The organism is Actinomadura sp. NTSP31 (assembly GCF_041951385.1).
Lineage (GTDB): Bacteria > Actinomycetota > Actinomycetes > Streptosporangiales > Streptosporangiaceae > Spirillospora > Spirillospora napierensis.
On the sequence record NZ_JBGNUT010000005.1, the window covers coordinates 19,178 to 35,121 of the forward strand.

At 73.5% G+C, this 15,944-nt stretch carries 17 protein-coding genes; 5 read left to right on the plus strand and 12 right to left on the minus strand.

The genetic code is table 11. The features are described from left to right. Positions 1 to 42 precede the first annotated feature (42 nt). From ACA514_RS09755 to ACA514_RS09765, 3 genes are all read left to right on the plus strand, one after another. Positions 43 to 735, plus strand: a complete 693-nt coding sequence (locus ACA514_RS09755) for a TetR family transcriptional regulator (protein WP_375040722.1) — start codon at positions 43 to 45, stop codon at positions 733 to 735. A gap of 81 nt (positions 736 to 816) precedes the next feature. After that, complete coding sequence (locus tag ACA514_RS09760) at positions 817 to 2,229, plus strand: glutamate decarboxylase (RefSeq protein ID WP_375040723.1); 1,413 nt, start codon at positions 817 to 819, stop codon at positions 2,227 to 2,229. A gap of 123 nt (positions 2,230 to 2,352) precedes the next feature. Continuing rightward, positions 2,353 to 2,772 carry a helix-turn-helix domain-containing protein gene (locus tag ACA514_RS09765; RefSeq protein WP_375040724.1) on the plus strand — a complete coding sequence of 140 codons (420 nt, stop codon included), beginning with the start codon at positions 2,353 to 2,355 and terminating at the stop codon, positions 2,770 to 2,772. Positions 2,773 to 2,787: 15 nt separating this feature from the next. Here the strand turns inward: ACA514_RS09765 and ACA514_RS09770 are convergent, their stop codons facing one another. The 7 genes from ACA514_RS09770 to ACA514_RS09800 all read right to left on the minus strand — a co-directional run bounded on the left by ACA514_RS09770 (position 2,788) and on the right by ACA514_RS09800 (position 9,297). Continuing rightward, entirely contained in the window at positions 2,788 to 3,417 is a 630-nt protein-coding gene (locus ACA514_RS09770) for a ClpP family protease (protein WP_375040725.1), read from the minus strand. After that, positions 3,414 to 4,043, minus strand: coding sequence for a ClpP family protease (locus ACA514_RS09775; RefSeq protein ID WP_375040726.1), 630 nt, complete (start codon positions 4,041 to 4,043; stop codon positions 3,414 to 3,416). Before ACA514_RS09775 ends, ACA514_RS09770 begins: the two co-directional genes overlap by 4 nt. Positions 4,044 to 4,139: 96 nt before the next feature. Continuing rightward, positions 4,140 to 4,427: a DUF3303 family protein gene (locus tag ACA514_RS09780; protein ID WP_375040727.1), complete on the minus strand. Its 288-nt coding sequence runs from the start codon at positions 4,425 to 4,427 to the stop codon at positions 4,140 to 4,142. Positions 4,428 to 4,540: 113 nt separating this feature from the next. Continuing rightward, the gene (locus tag ACA514_RS09785) at positions 4,541 to 5,707 is read right to left on the minus strand and encodes a lipid-transfer protein (protein WP_375040728.1); all 1,167 of its coding nucleotides are present in this window, start codon (positions 5,705 to 5,707) and stop codon (positions 4,541 to 4,543) included. After that, positions 5,704 to 6,999 (minus strand): OB-fold domain-containing protein, encoded by a 1,296-nt coding sequence (locus tag ACA514_RS09790; RefSeq protein WP_375040729.1) that lies wholly within the window; start codon positions 6,997 to 6,999, stop codon positions 5,704 to 5,706. The genes ACA514_RS09785 and ACA514_RS09790 overlap by 4 nt, the downstream gene beginning before the upstream one ends. A gap of 18 nt (positions 7,000 to 7,017) precedes the next feature. Then, positions 7,018 to 8,190, minus strand: a complete 1,173-nt coding sequence (locus ACA514_RS09795) for an acyl-CoA dehydrogenase family protein (protein WP_375040730.1) — start codon at positions 8,188 to 8,190, stop codon at positions 7,018 to 7,020. Beyond that, complete coding sequence (locus ACA514_RS09800; protein WP_375040731.1) at positions 8,191 to 9,297, minus strand: acyl-CoA dehydrogenase family protein; 1,107 nt, start codon at positions 9,295 to 9,297, stop codon at positions 8,191 to 8,193. Positions 9,298 to 9,558: 261 nt separating this feature from the next. Between ACA514_RS09800 and ACA514_RS09805 the strand changes: the two genes are divergently transcribed. Further along, positions 9,559 to 10,203: a TetR family transcriptional regulator gene (locus ACA514_RS09805; protein ID WP_375040732.1), complete on the plus strand. Its 645-nt coding sequence runs from the start codon at positions 9,559 to 9,561 to the stop codon at positions 10,201 to 10,203. A 79-nt stretch (positions 10,204 to 10,282) separates the two neighbouring features. Here ACA514_RS09805 and ACA514_RS09810 read toward each other — a convergent pair whose 3' ends face one another. Beyond that, on the minus strand, positions 10,283 to 11,275 hold the full coding sequence (locus ACA514_RS09810; RefSeq protein ID WP_375040733.1) for a CU044_5270 family protein: 993 nt from the start codon (positions 11,273 to 11,275) through the stop codon (positions 10,283 to 10,285). Beyond that, positions 11,272 to 11,871, minus strand: a complete 600-nt coding sequence (locus ACA514_RS09815; RefSeq protein ID WP_375040734.1) for an RNA polymerase sigma factor — start codon at positions 11,869 to 11,871, stop codon at positions 11,272 to 11,274. Before ACA514_RS09815 ends, ACA514_RS09810 begins: the two co-directional genes overlap by 4 nt. Positions 11,872 to 12,028: 157 nt before the next feature. On the opposite strand from ACA514_RS09815, the gene ACA514_RS09820 reads away from it, so the two are divergent. Then, positions 12,029 to 12,262 (plus strand): DUF397 domain-containing protein, encoded by a 234-nt coding sequence (locus ACA514_RS09820; protein ID WP_375040735.1) that lies wholly within the window; start codon positions 12,029 to 12,031, stop codon positions 12,260 to 12,262. Between the two features lie 244 nt (positions 12,263 to 12,506). Here ACA514_RS09820 and alc read toward each other — a convergent pair whose 3' ends face one another. The 3 genes from alc to ACA514_RS09835 are packed head-to-tail and all read right to left on the minus strand — an operon-like array spanning position 12,507 to position 15,927. Next, entirely contained in the window at positions 12,507 to 13,487 is a 981-nt protein-coding gene (gene alc, locus ACA514_RS09825; protein WP_375040736.1) for an allantoicase, read from the minus strand. Beyond that, a complete protein-coding gene (allB, locus tag ACA514_RS09830) occupies positions 13,484 to 14,815 on the minus strand; it encodes an allantoinase AllB (RefSeq protein ID WP_375040737.1) in 1,332 nt (443 codons plus the stop codon). The genes alc and allB overlap by 4 nt, the downstream gene beginning before the upstream one ends. Continuing rightward, entirely contained in the window at positions 14,788 to 15,927 is a 1,140-nt protein-coding gene (locus ACA514_RS09835) for a glycerate kinase (RefSeq protein WP_375040738.1), read from the minus strand. Before ACA514_RS09835 ends, allB begins: the two co-directional genes overlap by 28 nt. Between the last annotated feature and the right edge of the window lie 17 nt (positions 15,928 to 15,944).

Below are 15,944 nucleotides of genomic sequence, written 5' to 3' on the forward strand. Positions count from 1 at the left end.
CAGTCACTTGGCGTCGGGTCCGCGCGTCGTTACACTTCGCACATGACCGCGACCGCCCCCGAGACCCGTCCGGGCAACGATCCCGCGGGCCCCGGATCCCAGCCCCCGGGCCGGCGCGAACGCAAGAAGCAGCGCACCCGTGAGGCGCTCGTCGACGCCGCGTTCACCCTCTTCGCCGAGAAGGGGTTCGACGCGACCACCGTCGAGGAGATCGCCGACGCCGTGGACGTCTCGTCCCGCACGTTCTTCCGCTACTTCGCCTCGAAAGAGGACGTCGCGCTCACCTTCCAGGAGGAGCAGACCAGCGCCGTCATGCAAGCGCTGGCCGACCGCCCCCCGGACGAACCGATCATGACCGCGCTGCGGCGCACCGTGGTGGGGATCGCCGGCGCCTGCGAGCGCGGCGAGCTGGGCTTCGACCCCCAGCGCTTCGAGTGCATGTTCACCATGATGAGCGAGAGCCCCACCCTGATGGCGGGCAGCCTGGAGCACGCGCAGAAGAAGCAGCAGCTGATCACCGCGATCATCGCCGAGCGGATGGGCCTGGACCCGGCCACCGAACTGCGCCCGCACGTGATCGCCGCCGCCGCCACCTGCGGCTTCCAGGCCGCCGCCGACGTCGCCCGCCGGCACGGCGGCGCCTTCGGCTCGCTGTCGGAGACGGTCGACCAGGCCTTCGCCATCCTGGAGGAGGGCCTCAACGCCCCGAGCGGCCCTCCAGAACAGGACTCCTAGACCGGGCCCGCGCCCGCCCCGGTGTGGTCCCGGGGCGGGCGGGTACCGCCTCCCCGGGACGGCTCGGAGAGGACGGCGACCATGGTGCTCAAGCATCCCCGGCACGACGGCCGCGGCGACCGCGACCTGCAGGTCAACCCCATCTTCAGCCGGGAGCCCGTCGAGGTGCCCCGGTACGCGCTGCCGCGCGGCGAGATGGAGCCCGGCACCGCCTACCAGATCGTGCACGACGAGCTGATGCTGGACGGCAACGCCCGGCTGAACCTCGCCACGTTCGTCTCCACCTGGGCCGAGCCGGAGGCGCTGCGGCTGATGGCCGAGTGCGCCGAGAAGAACATGATCGACAAGGACGAGTACCCGCAGACCGCGGAGCTGGAGCTGCGCTGCGTGCACATGCTCGCCCGGCTGTGGAACGCGCCCGACCCCCGCCGCGCCGTCGGCTGCTCCACGACCGGGTCCAGCGAGGCGGCGATGCTCGGCGGCCTCGCCCTCAAGCGCCGGTGGCAGCGGAAGGGCCTGAAGGGCCGGCCCAACATCGTGATGGGCGTCAACGTCCAGATCTGCTGGGAGAAGTTCGCGGACTACTTCGAGGTCGAGCCCCGCTACGTCCCGATGGAGGGCGACCGCTACCACCTCGGCGCCGAGGAGGCCGTCGCGCTGTGCGACGAGAACACCATCGGCGTCGTCGCCGTCCTCGGCTCCACCTTCGACGGCAGCTATGAGCCCGTCGCCGGGATCTGCGCCGCCCTCGACGACCTCCAGCAGCGCACCGGCGTGGACGTCCCCGTCCACGTGGACGGGGCGTCCGGCGCGATGATCGCCCCGTTCCTGGACCCCGACCTGGACTGGGACTTCCGGCTGCCGCGCGTCGCGTCGATCAACACCTCGGGGCACAAGTACGGGCTGGTCATGCCGGGCGTCGGCTGGGCGCTGTGGCGCGACCGGGACGCCCTCCCGGACGACCTGGTCTTCCACGTCAACTACCTGGGCGGCGACATGCCGACCTTCGCGCTGAACTTCTCCCGCCCCGGCGCCCAGGTGGTCGCGCAGTACTACACCTTCCTGCGGCTCGGCTTCGACGGCTACCGCCGCGTCCAGCAGAACTGCCGCGACGTCGCGACCCGCCTCGCCGCCGAGACCGCCAAGCTCGGCCCGTTCGAGCTGCTCACCGACGGCTCCGACATCCCCGTCTTCGCGTTCCGCGCGCACGGCGGCGCCGGGTTCAACGTCTTCGACGTCTCCGCCGCGCTCCGCGAGCACGGCTGGCTCGTCCCCGCCTACACCTTCCCGAAGAACCGCGAGGACCTCGCCGTGCTGCGCGTCGTCGTCCGCAACGGCTTCAGCCACGACCTCGCCGACCTGCTCCTGGACGACCTGCGCCGCGTCCTGCCCCGCCTGTCCGCGCAGACGTCCCCGCAGCGCACCCCCGAGGACTCCGGCGGCTTCGCCCACGGCGCCGAGACCAAGAACCCCAGGACCCCCGGCCGCCACTGACCCGGCCGCCCCCGGACCACCCCGGCGAGCGGGGGGCGGGCTTCCGGGCGGCCGGGGGCGCCGGCGTTCTGCGGTGGGCGGAACGCGTGGTCTCCGGCCGCAGCGCCGGGTTACCGTGGGCCCATGGCCGAGATCACCCGACCGCTCATGCCCGCCGACGAGACGCAGCAGCGACCGGCCGCGACGCGCGGACCTGCCGCGACGCGCGAGCCGACCGCGCCGCACCGGCCGGCCGCGACGCGCGGGCCGGACGAGCCGCTGTGGCGCGACGCGCTCGGCCGGTGCCTGCGGCGCCTGCGCAACGAGCGCGGCGAGATACTGACGGAGACCGCGCGCCGGGCCGGGGTGTCCCCGCAGTACCTCTCCGAGATGGAGCGCGGCGTCAAGGAGCCGTCGAGCGAGATGATCGCCGCGGTCGCCGGCGCCCTGGACGTGACGCTCGCCGATCTCACCCTCGCGGTCGCGACGAGCCTGCTGGCCGCGCCGGCCGGCACCGCGCCGACCGGCCCGACCTGCCAGGCCGCCTACGCCCTGGCCGCCTAGCCGCTCCCTGGCCGCCTAGCTGAGCGCCGCCCGCCCGGCCCCGACGACGGGGACGGGCTGCCGCTCCTCGATCACGTGGTCGATGAGGCCGTAGTCCAGCGCCGACCTCGCGGTGAACACGCGGTCGCGATCGGTGTCGGCGCGCAGCGTCGCGGTGTCCTGCCCGGTGTGCCGCGAGAGGATCTGCTCGATGTCCGCGCGGACGCGGACGACCTCGTCCGCCTGGAGGATGAGGTCCGGGATCGCTCCGCGCCCCTGCCCCATCGGCTGGTGCAGGACGACGCGGGTGTGCGGCAGCGCGGACCGCTTGCCGGGAGCGCCCGCGGCGAGGAGCACCGCCCCGACCGCGACGGCCTGCCCGACGCAGGTCGTCGCCACCTGCGGCCGGATGTAGCGCAACGTGTCGTACACCGCGAGCATCGCGCTCGGGTCTCCTCCTTCGCAGTTGATGTACAGCTGGATGTCGCTCTCCGGGCTGTCCGCCTCCAGGTGGAGCAGCTGCGCGACGAGGGCGTTCGCGACCCCGGCGTCGATGGCGGTGCCGAGATAGATGATCCGCTCGGTCAGCAGGTGCGAGTAGACGTCCATGATCCGTTCACCGCGCGAGTCCCGCGCGATGACGTTCGGGATCGTGTAGGTGCTCATCGGGCGGCTCCCCCGGACGGGGCGCCGAGGCCGACGGAGCGGCGGCGCGGCGGCACGACGTCGTCGTAGCCGTCGACGATCGCGTCGATGAACCCGTACTCCAGCGCCTCCCGCGCCGTGTACCAGCGGTCGTGCAGCGAGTCCTCGAAGACCCGCTCCAGGGGCTGGCCGGTGTCCTCGGCGATGAGACCGAGGACGGTGTCGCGGGTGTGGCGCAGGTCGTTGGCCTGCAGTTCGATGTCGACGGCGGCGCCGCCGATCCCGGCGGACCCCTGGTGCATCAGCACGCGGGCGTGCGGCATCGCGCGGCGCTTGCCGGGGGTTCCGGACGACAGCAGGAACTGCCCGGCGCTGTAGGCGATGCCGAGCACCACCGTGGCCACGTCGCACGGGATGAGCCGCATGACGTCGCGGATCGCGAGCATCGACGGCACCGACCCGCCGGGGGAATGGATCCACAGCGCGATGTCGGCCGACGGGTCCTCCCCCGCCAGGGTGATCAGCTGGGTCGCCAGCAGCGTGCCGTTGTCGTCGTCGAGCGCGCCGTCCAGCACGAGGACGCGCTGGGCGTACAGCTCGCGCCGCACGCGTTCGTTGAACAAAGGGCTCTTCTGTTCCTCGCTCATGCCCTTCACTCTGTGCCGGCGCGCGTACTGGTCACAGCCCTATCCGCCCACGGCGGATCCGCCCAGAGCAGCGGGACCGCGCCGGGTCGCGGGCGGTCAGAGGGCGGCGAGGCCCTTCTGGAGGTCGTCCAGGTTCATCACCGGGACGATCTCGACCTGCGCGCCGAAGGACTGGAAGAGCGGCTCGGCGATGGCGGGGATCTGCGAGCTGTCCTGCATGTCGAACACCAGGGTGCAGGTGCGGTGGCCTTCGAGGGCGGTGAAGTAGGCCGCCTCGGGCTTGAGCCGCTCGATCAGCGCCTGCATGGCCTTCGGCAGGCTGCCGTTCTTGATGCCCTCGTTCCCCAGCTGGGTGTCCATCTGCGCCCGCAGCATGACTCTCATCGCACTCGTCCCCCGTATGCCGCCGGACCGGCGCGGACGTTCGCGCCTCATGGGATCCCGGCGGTGTTCGGGGTGAGTCTGTCCGTCCGCCGCGGGGGCAAACGCGGGTGACGTCAGTTCGCGGTGGTGAGCACGAGGCCGCTGGTGGGAACGCCCGTACCGGCGGTGACCAGGACGTTGTGCACGTCCGGGACCTGGTTCACCGCGGTGCCGCGGACCTGCCGGACGGCCTCCGCGATGCCGTTCATGCCGTGGATGTACGCCTCACCCAGCTGACCCCCGTGGGGGTTGACCGGAAGCCTGCCGCCGAGCTCAATGCCACCGTCCCTGATGTAGTCCTTCGCCTGGCCGCGGCCGCAGAAGCCGAGCTCCTCCAGCTGAACCAGGACGAACGGGGTGAAATGATCATAGAGGATCGCCGTCTGGACGTCATCGGGGGTCAGCCCCGACTGCGCCCACAGCGTGCCGCCGACGGTGCCCATGGCCGGGAGGGCCGAGAGCTCGCCGGTGTAGTAGCCGAACATCATCATCTGGTCCGGGCCCGTCCCCTGGGCCGCCGCGGCGATGACGGCGGGCGGGTGGGGCAGGTCGCGGGCCCGTTCCACGGACGTGACCAGGACCGCGACGCCGCCGTCGGACTCCTGGCAGCAGTCCAGCAGGTGGAGCGGGTCGACGATCCAGCGGGACGCCTGGTGCTCCTCCAGGGTGATCGGGCGCCCGTGGAACCAGGCGGCCGGGTTCGCGGCGGCGTGGCGGCGCATCGCGACGGCGACGCGTCCGAAGTCCTCGCTGGTCGCGCCGTAGTCGTGCATGTAGCGGCGGGCCTGCATCGCCACCCACGCGGCGGGGGTCGCGAAGCCGAACGGCAGGTGCCAGGAGAACTCCAGGCCGGTCGCGTCGGCGCGGGCCGACGGGGCGGCCTGGCCGAAGCGGTGGCCGGAGCGCTCGTTGAAGGCCCGGTAGCACAGCACCGCGTTCGCCTGCCCGGTCGCGACGGCCATCGCGGCGTGCGCGACGGTGCCGCAGGCGGCGCCGCCGCCGTAGTCGACGCGGGAGAAGAACCGCAGCGCGGGGATGCCGAGCTCGCGCTGGACGGCGATCTCGGAGTTGGCGTCGGCGGTGTAGGTGACGAGGCCGTCGACGTCGGACGGGGCCAGGCCCGCGTCCTTGATCGCGGCCAGGCACGCCTCGGCGGCGAGCCGCAGCTCGGAGCGGCCCGACTCCTTGGAGAACTCGGTCGCGCCGATCCCGGCGATGGCGGCCTTTCCGGACAGGCTCATTCCGCGTCCCCCCTGAAGCGGACCGTGGCGGTGAGGTGGTCGCCGAGGCTCACCGCGCCGCGGACGCGGAGGGTGCGCTCGTCGACGCGGTCGCCGGTCAGGGTGAGGGTGTCGCCGGCGTAGGCGGGGGCGCCGAGGCGGACCTCGATGCTCTCCAGCGCCGCGTCCGGGACGGTCTCCAGCGCGTACCGCTGGACGAGCCCGACGCTGGTCAGGATGTTGACGAAGATGTCCTTCGAGCCCTGGGCGCGCGCCAGCGCGGGGTCGTGGTGGACGGGCATGAAGTCGCGCGTCGCGATGGCCGTCGAGATGATGAACGTCGGCGTCAGCTCGATGCGCAGCCCGTCCGCCGCCGGAGCCTCGGCGGCGGGTGGGGCGGCGGGCTCCTCCGGCGGCGGTGGCGCGTCCGCCGGGGTCCATTGCGGGAGGACGAGCTCGTCGTCCATCCGCTCGAAGACCAGCCGGACGGGCATGCCGACCTTCACGTCGTCGGGCGCGCAGCCGTTGACGTTCCCGACGATCCGCACGCCCTCCTCCAGCTCCACGACCGCGACGACGAACGGGGGCGTCCGGCCGGGGACGGGCGGGTGGTGGTGGACGACGTAGCTGTGCACCTCGCCGCGCCCGCTCGCCACGACGTAGTCGCGGTTCGGCGACTGGCACTTCGGGCACATCGGGCCGGGCGGGTGGCGGAGCGCACCGCAGTCCGCGCACCGCTGGATGCGCAGTTCGCCCGCGTCGACGCCGTCCCAGAAGAACGCGGTGTCGCGACCGATCGCGGGTTGCAGCGGATACTTGCCACCCGGTGCCGGGGGCTGCTTCTTGTTCGGCTTGAACTTCAGCACCCGGAACAGCATCTCGGCGACGCGCTCGTCGTTCTCGTCGTACCAGGACTGGTACCAGGTGACGAAGTAGCCCTCGCCCATGGCGGTCTTCTTCGGGCCGGTGACACCGCCGAAGCGCATCCGCGTCCGCAACCGCTCGCCGACCTTCACGTAGCGGTCGTAGGTCTGGTCGCAGTTGGTCGCGACGATGCCGGTGTAGCCGTTGTCCTCCAGCAGCCGCAGCGGATCGTCCGCGACGCCCTTCTGGTCCGGCCGGCGGACCAGACCCGGCATCGACCACACCTGGATCATCGCGGGCGGCGCGACGTCGTCCCAGGTCCCGGTGTCGCCGAGCGCCTGCGTCCAGTTCCGGATCATCGCGGCGTTCACCGGGTCGGGGCAGGGCAGCGCGTCCTGCCCGCCGGCGGCGGCCAGCCGCCCGGCGAGGGCCGTCAGTTCGTCGTGCACCGGCTCTCCCCGTCCCGGTCAGCGCGGAGCGCGCGGCAGGCCGAGGCCGATCATCGCGATCAGCTCGCGCTGGATCTCGTTGACCCCGCCGCCGAACGTCAGCACGAGCGCGCCCTTGGCCATCCGGTCGGTCACCCTCATGAACTCGGCCGTGGCCGGGTGGCCCGGGTCGCCGTACCGGGCGAGCACGTCCCCGACGATCCGGCCGACCTCCTGCACCCGCTCCGAAGCGTAGATCTTCGTGGCGGACGCGTCGGCCGCGCCCAGCCAGCCGAGGTCCTGGTTCGCCGCGACCTGCCAGTTGAGGATCTCGTTGACGCGCAGGTAGGCGTGCACCTGCGCCAGCGCGCGCCGGACGGCGGGCTCCTCCATGAGCGGCCGGCCGTCGCGTCCGGGCGTCGCGCGCGCCCAGCGCTCGAACCGGTTGCGGGTGTGCCCGATGTTGCCCGCCGGGCCGAGCGTGACCCGCTCGTGGTTCAGCTGGTTGACGATCAGGTCCCAGCCGTTGTTCTCCCCGCCGATCAGCATGTCGGCGGGGACGCGGACGTCCTGGAAGTAGGTGGAGTTGGTGTGGTGCGCGCCGTCCATCGTGATGATCGGCGTCCAGGAGAACCCCGGGTCCGCGCAGTCCACGATGAGCATCGAGATGCCCTTGTGCTTCTTCGCGGACGGGTCGGTGCGCGCGGCGAGCCACACGTAGTCGGCGGTCTGCGCGCCGGACGTGAAGATCTTCTGGCCGTTCACCACGTACTGGTCGCCGTCCCGGACGGCGGTGGTGCGCAGCGCGGCGAGGTCGGTGCCGGCGCCCGGCTCGCTGTAGCCGATCGCGAAGTGGCACTCGCCCGCGAGGATGCGCGGGATGAAGAACTCCTTGTGCTCGTCCGAGCCGTACTGCAGGATCGTCGGCGCGACGGAGTTCAGCGTGATCAGCGGGTAGGTGACCTCCGCGCGGGCGATCTCGTTGGCGAAGATGGTCTGCTCCACCGGGCCGAACCCGCGGCCGCCGTACTCCTTCGGCAGCGCGACGCCGAGCATCCCGTCGCGCCCGAGGCGCCTGCAGTGCTCCAGGTAGGGCGGGCCGAACGGGTCGGCGGCGATCGCGGCGCGCTGCTCGGCCGTCAGGCAGTTCTCGAAGTACTCGCGCAGCTCGGCGCGGAGCTTCTTCTGCTCGTCGGTCAGGTCGATGAACATTCAGGCCTCCTGGGCGATGAGCGCGCCGAGCGCGTCGAGCCGGTCCTCCGCGCCGCCGAGCAGGTGCCCGGCGTGCTTGCCCCAGGCGAAGTAGCGGTGCAGCGGGTAGGTGATGTCCAGGCCGATGCCGCCGTGCAGGTGCTGGCAGGTGTAGAGCGCCTTCACGACGGGGTCGCAGGCGTTGTAGGCCGCGACGGTGAGCAGCTCCTCGGCGTCGGCGGCGCGCTCGGCGAGCCGCCACACCCCCGCCCAGACGGCCACGTCCAAGGCCCGTTTCGCGATGTAGACGTCGCTGACCTGCATCGTGACGGCCTGGAACTGCGCGAGCGCACGGTCGAACTGCTCACGCGTCTTGGTGTACTCCTTGGTGAGCTCCAGCGCGCCCTCGATGACGCCGGACGACAGCGCGACCGCGCCCGCGACGGCGGTCAGCCGCAGGGTGTCCCAGGCGGCGCCGTCGGCGGCCGCGCCGAGCAGGGCGTCGGCGCCCACCCGGACGCCGTCGAGCGCGACCCGCGACAGCGGCTCGGTCGTCTCGGACGGCTGCGGCGTGATCGTCACGGCGGACGGCTCGACGAGGAAGACCCCGACGCCCGCGCCCTCGACCCGCGCCGGGACCAGGATCCGCGCCGCCTCCCGCGCGTAGGGGACGAACGTCTTCACGCCGTCCAGCACGTAGCCGTCGCCGTCGCGGCGGGCCGTCGAAGCGACCTCGCCGGCGGGTCCGACCTCCCGGTACGCGCCGGTCAGCACGGTCTCGCCAGCGGCCAGCGGCGCCAGCAGCGCGCGCTGCTCGGCGGTGCCGTGCGCGGCGATCGGGACGGCCGCGAGCGCGAGCGACGCGTACGCCGGGACCGGCGCCGTCCGCGCGCCCACCTCGCGCAGGATCACCGCCAGCTCGATCTGCCCGAGCCCCGCGCCGCCGGCGTCCTCGGGCAGCACCGCCCCGAGCAGGCCGGCCTGCGCGAACGCCTTCCAGGCCGCCGCGTCGTAGGGGGCGCCGCTCTTCTCGAACGCCTCCAGCCGCTCCTGCGCGGCCTCACGTGCGAGCAGGTCCGCCGCGAGCCCCTTCAGCTCCTGCTGGGCCTCGTCGAGGTTGAAGTCCACTCATCCGCTCCCTTCCTGGCGGCGCGGCCGGCCGGACGGACGCCCACGGCGAAAAAGTAGAACAGATTCTAGTCTGTGTCCAGGGGTGTGATCATCGCCCGCGAAATGGGGATTCACCTAGCATGTAAGGGATCGGTGACCGCCCCGCGGACACCGGTCCGGCGACCGCCCCCGGGCCGATCAGATAACAGGTTCTCGCCTGGGCTGTACGCTTGAGGCCGGAGCGGCGGCGCAACGGGCGCCCGCGCGAGGAGGATGACCGTGACCGCAGAGCCGACAGTGACCGGGGACGAGCCCTCGGGCGGTCCCGCGGCGGACCGGCGGGCGGGCCAGGCCGCGGGGCAGGGCGTGCGCTCGCGCAGCCAGCACCAGCGGCGCAAGCGTATCGTCCAGGCCGCCGCCGCGCTCGCCTCGCGCGGCGGCATCGAGGCGATGCAGATGCGCACCGTCGCCGAGCGCGCCGGCGTCGCCCTCGGCACCCTCTACCGCTACTTCCCGTCCAAGATGGACCTGGTCGTCGCGGTCGTCAGCGAGGAGATCGACCTCCTGGAGCGCAGCATCGAGCGCCGCCCGCCGCGCGGCGGCGCCCCCGCGGAGCGCACCGTCGAGGTGCTGATGCGCGCCACGCGCGGGCTGATGCGCGAACCCGAGCTCGCCGAGGCGCTGATCCGCTCCCTGCTGCTGTCGGACGTCAAGACCGACTTCAGCGACCGGATGACGAACCTGATGCTGCGCGCCGCCGTCGGCCCGACCGGCGACATCCCGGCCGACGACCGCCGCCGCGTCGTCGCCCGGGCACTGTCCGCCGTCTGGACGATGGAGATGATCGAGATGCTCCGCGGCCAGGCCACCGCCGACGAGATCCAGGCCCGCCTGGAGATCTCCGCCGACCGCCTGCTGGTCTGACCCGGGCTCCCAGGGGGACGGCCCCCTGGGAACCCCGTCACGGTCGAGAGCTTTTCGCACCGGTTCGACCGGGCCGGAATCAGGACTGCTGGCCGGGGGCGTCGACGATGGCGGTCTTGAGGCGGATCGTCATGTTGAGGACGTCGCCCTTCTTCACCGCGAGATTCCCGTCGTCGCCGTGGTCGGTGTGGTTCTTGACGGCGACCGACTGCTCGCCCAGGTACCGGTAGGTGTTCGGGTCGAGCATCAGCTCCTCGTGCAGCCAGCCCTCCTCAAGGCGCGCGAGCGCGAGCGCCGGACGGCCCTGGACGGGCGCCCGCGCCAGCGTCACGCCCGGGATCTGCTTGAGCGCGCGGAACACCGCCGCCTCCGTCTTCGGCGGGAGCAGGTTGTCGCGCAGCACGGCGCCGAGCATCGAGTACGCGGTCTCGTACCGGCCCTCCGCCGTGTCGCCGAGACCGCCCATCTGCTGGTAGAGCCAGCGCAGCAGGGCGTCCGGGGCGGTCGGCATCGCCGCGAGGGAGGCGTAGTCGGACGGCGGCGTCGTCGGCATCGTGTCCGCGAACACGATCTTGCCGTGCTCCAGGCCCGCCACCTTCTCGCCGTCCGCGCGCTTCCAGTCGCGCGTCACCAGCGTCCTGCCCTTGGAGACGGGGCCGTTGGGGGTGTCGCCCCTGCGCACCCGCGACTCGACGTACACCCACTGGTCGGGCCTCGGCGGGGTGAACGGGCGCCGCTCCGCCGCCTGCGCGGCCCGCTCCAGCGCCTCGGACGCGTTGGCCACCGGGCCCGCCGGGATGCCGGGCAGCACCGGCCGGGGCCGGCCGTGCCCGTCCGTGCCGCCCGACTGGACGACGGTGACGCCCACCGCCACCGCGGCGGCGAGGACGCCGACCGCCACCAGCCGGACCGCCGGGCGCGGGAGCCGGAGCCGGACCCGCCGCGCCGGGCGGGGCTCCGGGCGGGACCCGGCGGCGCGTTCCAGCAGCGCGGCGCGGGCCGAGGCGCGGGCCGCGCCGGACGGCGGCGCGGGCTCGGCCCAGGTGTCGCGCAGGATGTCCAGGTCGTTCATCGGTTCGGGTCCTCTCGGAGCGGGTCGGTGTCGCCCAGCGCGGCGCGGATCTTCTTGCGGGCCCGGTGCAGCCGGGACCGCGCCGTCCCGGCCGGGATGCCGAGCGCCTCGGCGGTCTCCCGCACGCCGAGCTGCGCCCACGCGACCAGCAGCAGGACGTCCCGGTCGCCGGCGGCCAGCGAGCCCAGCGCCGCCGCCAGCGCGCCGCGCGCCGCCTGCGCGTCGAGCCGTCCGGCGACCCGCTCGGCGTGCCCTTCGGCGACGTCGGACGCGCCGGTGCGGGCGAGGGCCCGGTACTGGCGGACCTCGGCGCGGTGGTGCCGGGAGACGAGGTTGGAGGCGATCCCGTACAGCCAGGGCCGCGCGTCGCCGCGCGCGACGTCGTAGTTCCCGCGCCGGTCGAAGGCGATGAGGAACGTCTCGGCGGCCACGTCGTCGGCGAGGCCCGCGCCGAGCCGCCGCGCCGCGTACCCGTGGATGGCGCCGTAGTGCCGGTCGAACACGCCGGCGAAGCACTCCGGCTCGTCCCGGGAACGCGCGATGATCTCGCCGTCCCCCTCGGTGCGCGGGTCCCGCGCCGAGGTCACCGCGGCCATGTCCAGATCTCTCGGTTCATGTCCTGCCTTCCGGGTGGATGGTCACCCCTGCTTCGCCGATCGGGCCCGCGGCGTTCGCGGCGCCGCTTTGGGATGTGCGGCGGGTCACCGCCCATTACCCTTGGACGCGACCGGAGCGGACGAAGAAGGTGTGCCAGTGACCGAGCAGGAACCGATCCTCAGCGACGGGGTCATCATCGAGTTCATCGACGGCAAGGACGTTCCCGTCAAGCACAAGGACTTCGGCGAACGCGCCGTCGTGATGCGCGACGCGAAGAAGCCCGACGGCCCCATCCTCTACTTCACCGAGGCCGAGTGGGACGCCTTCATCGCGGGCGTCAAGGACGGCGAGTTCGACGACCTCCTGGAAGAAGAACCCGCCGAGAACTGACCGGCCGCCCCAAGGCCCCCGACAAACACCCGTCAACAACAAGGCCCCCTAAGGCCGGGCCCGCCCAAAGCGGGCCCGCGGGAGCCGGGGGTTACGTGAAGAGGTCTTCGGCTGAGGTTACCGTGCCGGCGCGGATCAGCCAGTCGTCCAACTGGCTCTCCTCCTGGCAGCCCAGGACGCGCTCGCGCACCTCATCGGACACCGCCAGGCCCCGCGCCGCGAGGATCTTCAGGACCGAGGCGGATTAGGGTTTTTGGTGCAAGGTGGTCCAGCGGGTGGTGAGGGCCTTTTCGGCGGTGGGGGTCAGGGGGCCCCATAGGCGGAGGCGGGCCAGGCCGCCGTCGGGGTAGATGTTCACGCGGACGTGGTCTACCTCGGGGGTTTCGAGGCGGAAGCGGTGGCGGGCGTCGGGTTGGAGGCGGGTGCGCGGCAGGAGGGGGGTGCCGTCGGCGGTGGTGAGGGAGACCTCGGCGGGGGCGTTGAATTTCAGGTTGGTGGTGTCGATCTCGGCCATGTGGATGGTGCCGGGAGCGGCGAGACGGATGAGGGCCCATTCGTTGCCGGGTTCTCGGCGGCGGGCCGTTTCCCAGCCTTCGGCCTGGTTGCGGGCCAGGCCGGGGAAGAGCATGTTGTCGGGCGACGAATAGAACATGTTCGAGCATTCGACGACACGGGCGCCGTTCTCCAGTGCGGCGAGGTCGACGGTCAGGCCGGTGAGGAAGGCCGGGTCCGGGACGACGTCGCCGTGCACGCGCAGGCGGGCGATGCCGCCGTCCGGGAACATGTTCAGCCGGACGTGGGTGAAGAGGCGTTCGGCGTGCACGGGGAAGGCGTGCGCGGCGTCGCCCGTCAGCGGGCTCTTCGGGACGATCTCCACCCAGTCGGCGCCGGTGAGGTCGGTGGGGTGGCCGTCCACCGCGCAGGCCTCGACGGAGGCGTGCGGCGGGTAGTTGCCCTTGAACCAGGCGGTGTCGATGACGACGCCGCGGATCACGCCGGGCAGGCCGAGCCGGACCAGCGCCCAGTCGTGGCCGGGTTCGCGGCGGCGGCGGGTCTCCCAGCCGTCGTATTCCTGGCCTTTCGGGCCGAACGTCTCGGGGCGGAAGGCGGGCGCCCACGGGTTGATCAGGTTCTCCTTCTCCTCGAAGGACTCGTCGCTGGCGGCCATGACCGAGCCGCCGAGGGTGCGGGCGGCGAGGTCGGGAAGGGCCGTGAAGTCGGTCAAGGAGTGTCCTTTCGGGTCAGCATGCGTCCGGACGGGGTGCCGGTGACGGGGGTGCCGCGCAGCCAGGTCGTCCGGACGGTCCCGGTGAGCGTGCGGCCCTCGTAGGGGGTGACGGGGTGGCGGTGGCGGAGCCGGGCGGGGTCGACGGTGAAGGGGGCGTCGGGGTCGAACGCGACGAGGTCGGCGTCGCCGCCGACGGTGATGCGGCCTTTGCCGGGGACGGCGGCGAGCGCGGCGGGCGCCTCGGCCATCCAGCGGACGACCGACGCGAGGTCGTGCCCGCGCGCGCGGGCGGCCGTCCAGATGACGGGCAGGCCGAGTTGGAGGGAGGAGATCCCGCCCCAGGCGGTGGCGAAGTCGCCCTGTTTGAGGTCGGGCGTTGACGGCGAGTGGTCGCTGACCACGCAGGAGATGACGCCGGACGCGAGCCCTTCCCAGAGCGCGTCGCGGTTCGCGGGGTCGCGGATCGGCGGGCAGCACTTGTACGCCGGGCCGCCGGCTTCGGCCGCGGTCAGGGTCAGGTAGTGGGGGCAGGTCTCGGCGGTGATGGGGAGGCCGTCCGACTGCGCCTTGGCGAGCGGGTCGAGGCAGTCCGCGGCGGACAGGTGCAGGATGTGCGCGCGCACACCGGTCTCCTCGGCGAGCCGGATGACCTGCTCGACGGCGCGGCGTTCGGCGGACGGCGGACGCGACGCCAGGAACGCGGCATATCCCCCGTCGGTCGGCTCGGAAAGCGCGGACGGGTCCTCGGCGTGGACGATGACGAGCCCGCCGAAAGAGGCGATCTCGCGGAACGCCTGCCGCATCTCGCCGGGCGAGAGCGGCGGGAATTCGGGCACGCCGGAGTCGGACGCGAAGCACTTGAATCCGAACACGCCCGCGTCGTGCAGGGGCCGCAGCGACGGCAGGTTCCCCGGCACCGCGCCGCCCCAGAGCCCGACGTCAACGTGCAGCTTTCCGGACGCGGCGGCACGCTTGGCCGCGAGCGCGACGGCCGACACGGTCGGCGGCAGCGAGTTCAGCGGCATGTCGATCAGCGTGGTGACGCCGCCGGCCGCGGCGGCGGCGGTCGCGGTCGCGAACCCCTCCCATTCGGTGCGGCCCGGTTCGTTGATGTGGACGTGGGTGTCGACGAGTCCGGGCAGCAGCGCCGTCGAGCCGAGGTCGAGGTCGGACGCGGCGGGCAGCTCCGCGGAGTACCCGCCGATCTCCGCGACGCGGCCGTCCGCGACGGCGACGGCGGCGGGGCGCTCGCCGTCCGGCAGGACGGCCCGCCGGGACCGGATCACCAGGTCGTACGTCACGCGGCTCCTCCCAGAGCGGGCCATTCGCGGCCGATGCGTTCGGCCAGCCGTTCGAGGAGCGGGCCGGCCTCGGCCATGCACCGCTCCGGGTCGGGTTCGAGATCGGTGAGCGCGTGCGCCTCCTGGAGGCGGGCTTTGCGGAGCTGCTCGCCGGTCAGCGCGCACCGTCCGGCGACGGCGATCGCGGGGACGCCGTGCCGGGCGGCGGCGCGGGCGACGCCGACCGGTGCCTTGCCGCGCAGCGACTGCCGGTCCAGCGCCCCCTCACCGGTGATCACCAGCCGGGCGCCCGCGACGCGGGCGGGGAAGCCCAGCAGGTCGAGCAGGTAGGCGATGCCGGGACGGACGGTGGCGCCGAGGAACGCCATCGCGCCGAACCCGGTGCCGCCCGCCGCGCCCGCGCCCGGACGGGCCGCCGCGTACGCGCCGAGGTCGCGGCGGGCGACCTCGTCCAGCCGTGTGAGGCCGCGTTCCAGGGCCCGGACGTCCGCCGGGGTCGCGCCCTTCTGCGGGGCGAAGACCGCGGCGGCGCCGGCCGGGCCGAGGAGCCGGTTGTCGACGTCGCTCGCCACGACGACCGTCACCCCGCGCAGCCGGGACGGCAGGCCGCCCGGGTCGATCGAGGCGAGCGAGCGCAGCGCGCCGCCGCCGGGCGGCAGCGGCTCGCCGGACGCGTCGAGGAGCCGGGCGCCGAGCGCGGCGGCCATCCCCGCGCCGCCGTCGGTGCAGGCGCTGCCGCCGAGGCCGAGGACGATCCGGGTCGCGCCGCGCCCGATCGCCGCGCCGATCAACTCGCCGGTCCCCCGGCTGGACGCCTCCAGCGGCGCGGGGGTCCCGCCGGGCAGCCGCCGCAGCCCGGACGCCTCGGCGAGCTCGATCACCGCCGTCCGGTCGCGGACGGCGTAGGACGCGGCGACCGGCCGCCCGGTCGGCCCGGACACCGTCGTCCGGACCTCGGTGAACCCGCAGGCCACGGCCGCCTCGACGGTGCCGTCCCCGCCGTCGGCGACGGGCAGCAGCGCGAGGGGCACGTCCGGGCGCGCCCGCGCGAGCCCGGCCGCGACGTGTCCGGCGACCTCGGCGGCGGTCAGCGAGCCCTTGAACTTGTCGGGCGCGATCAGCACGTGTCCCCGCACGCGGACCTCCTTTCCGG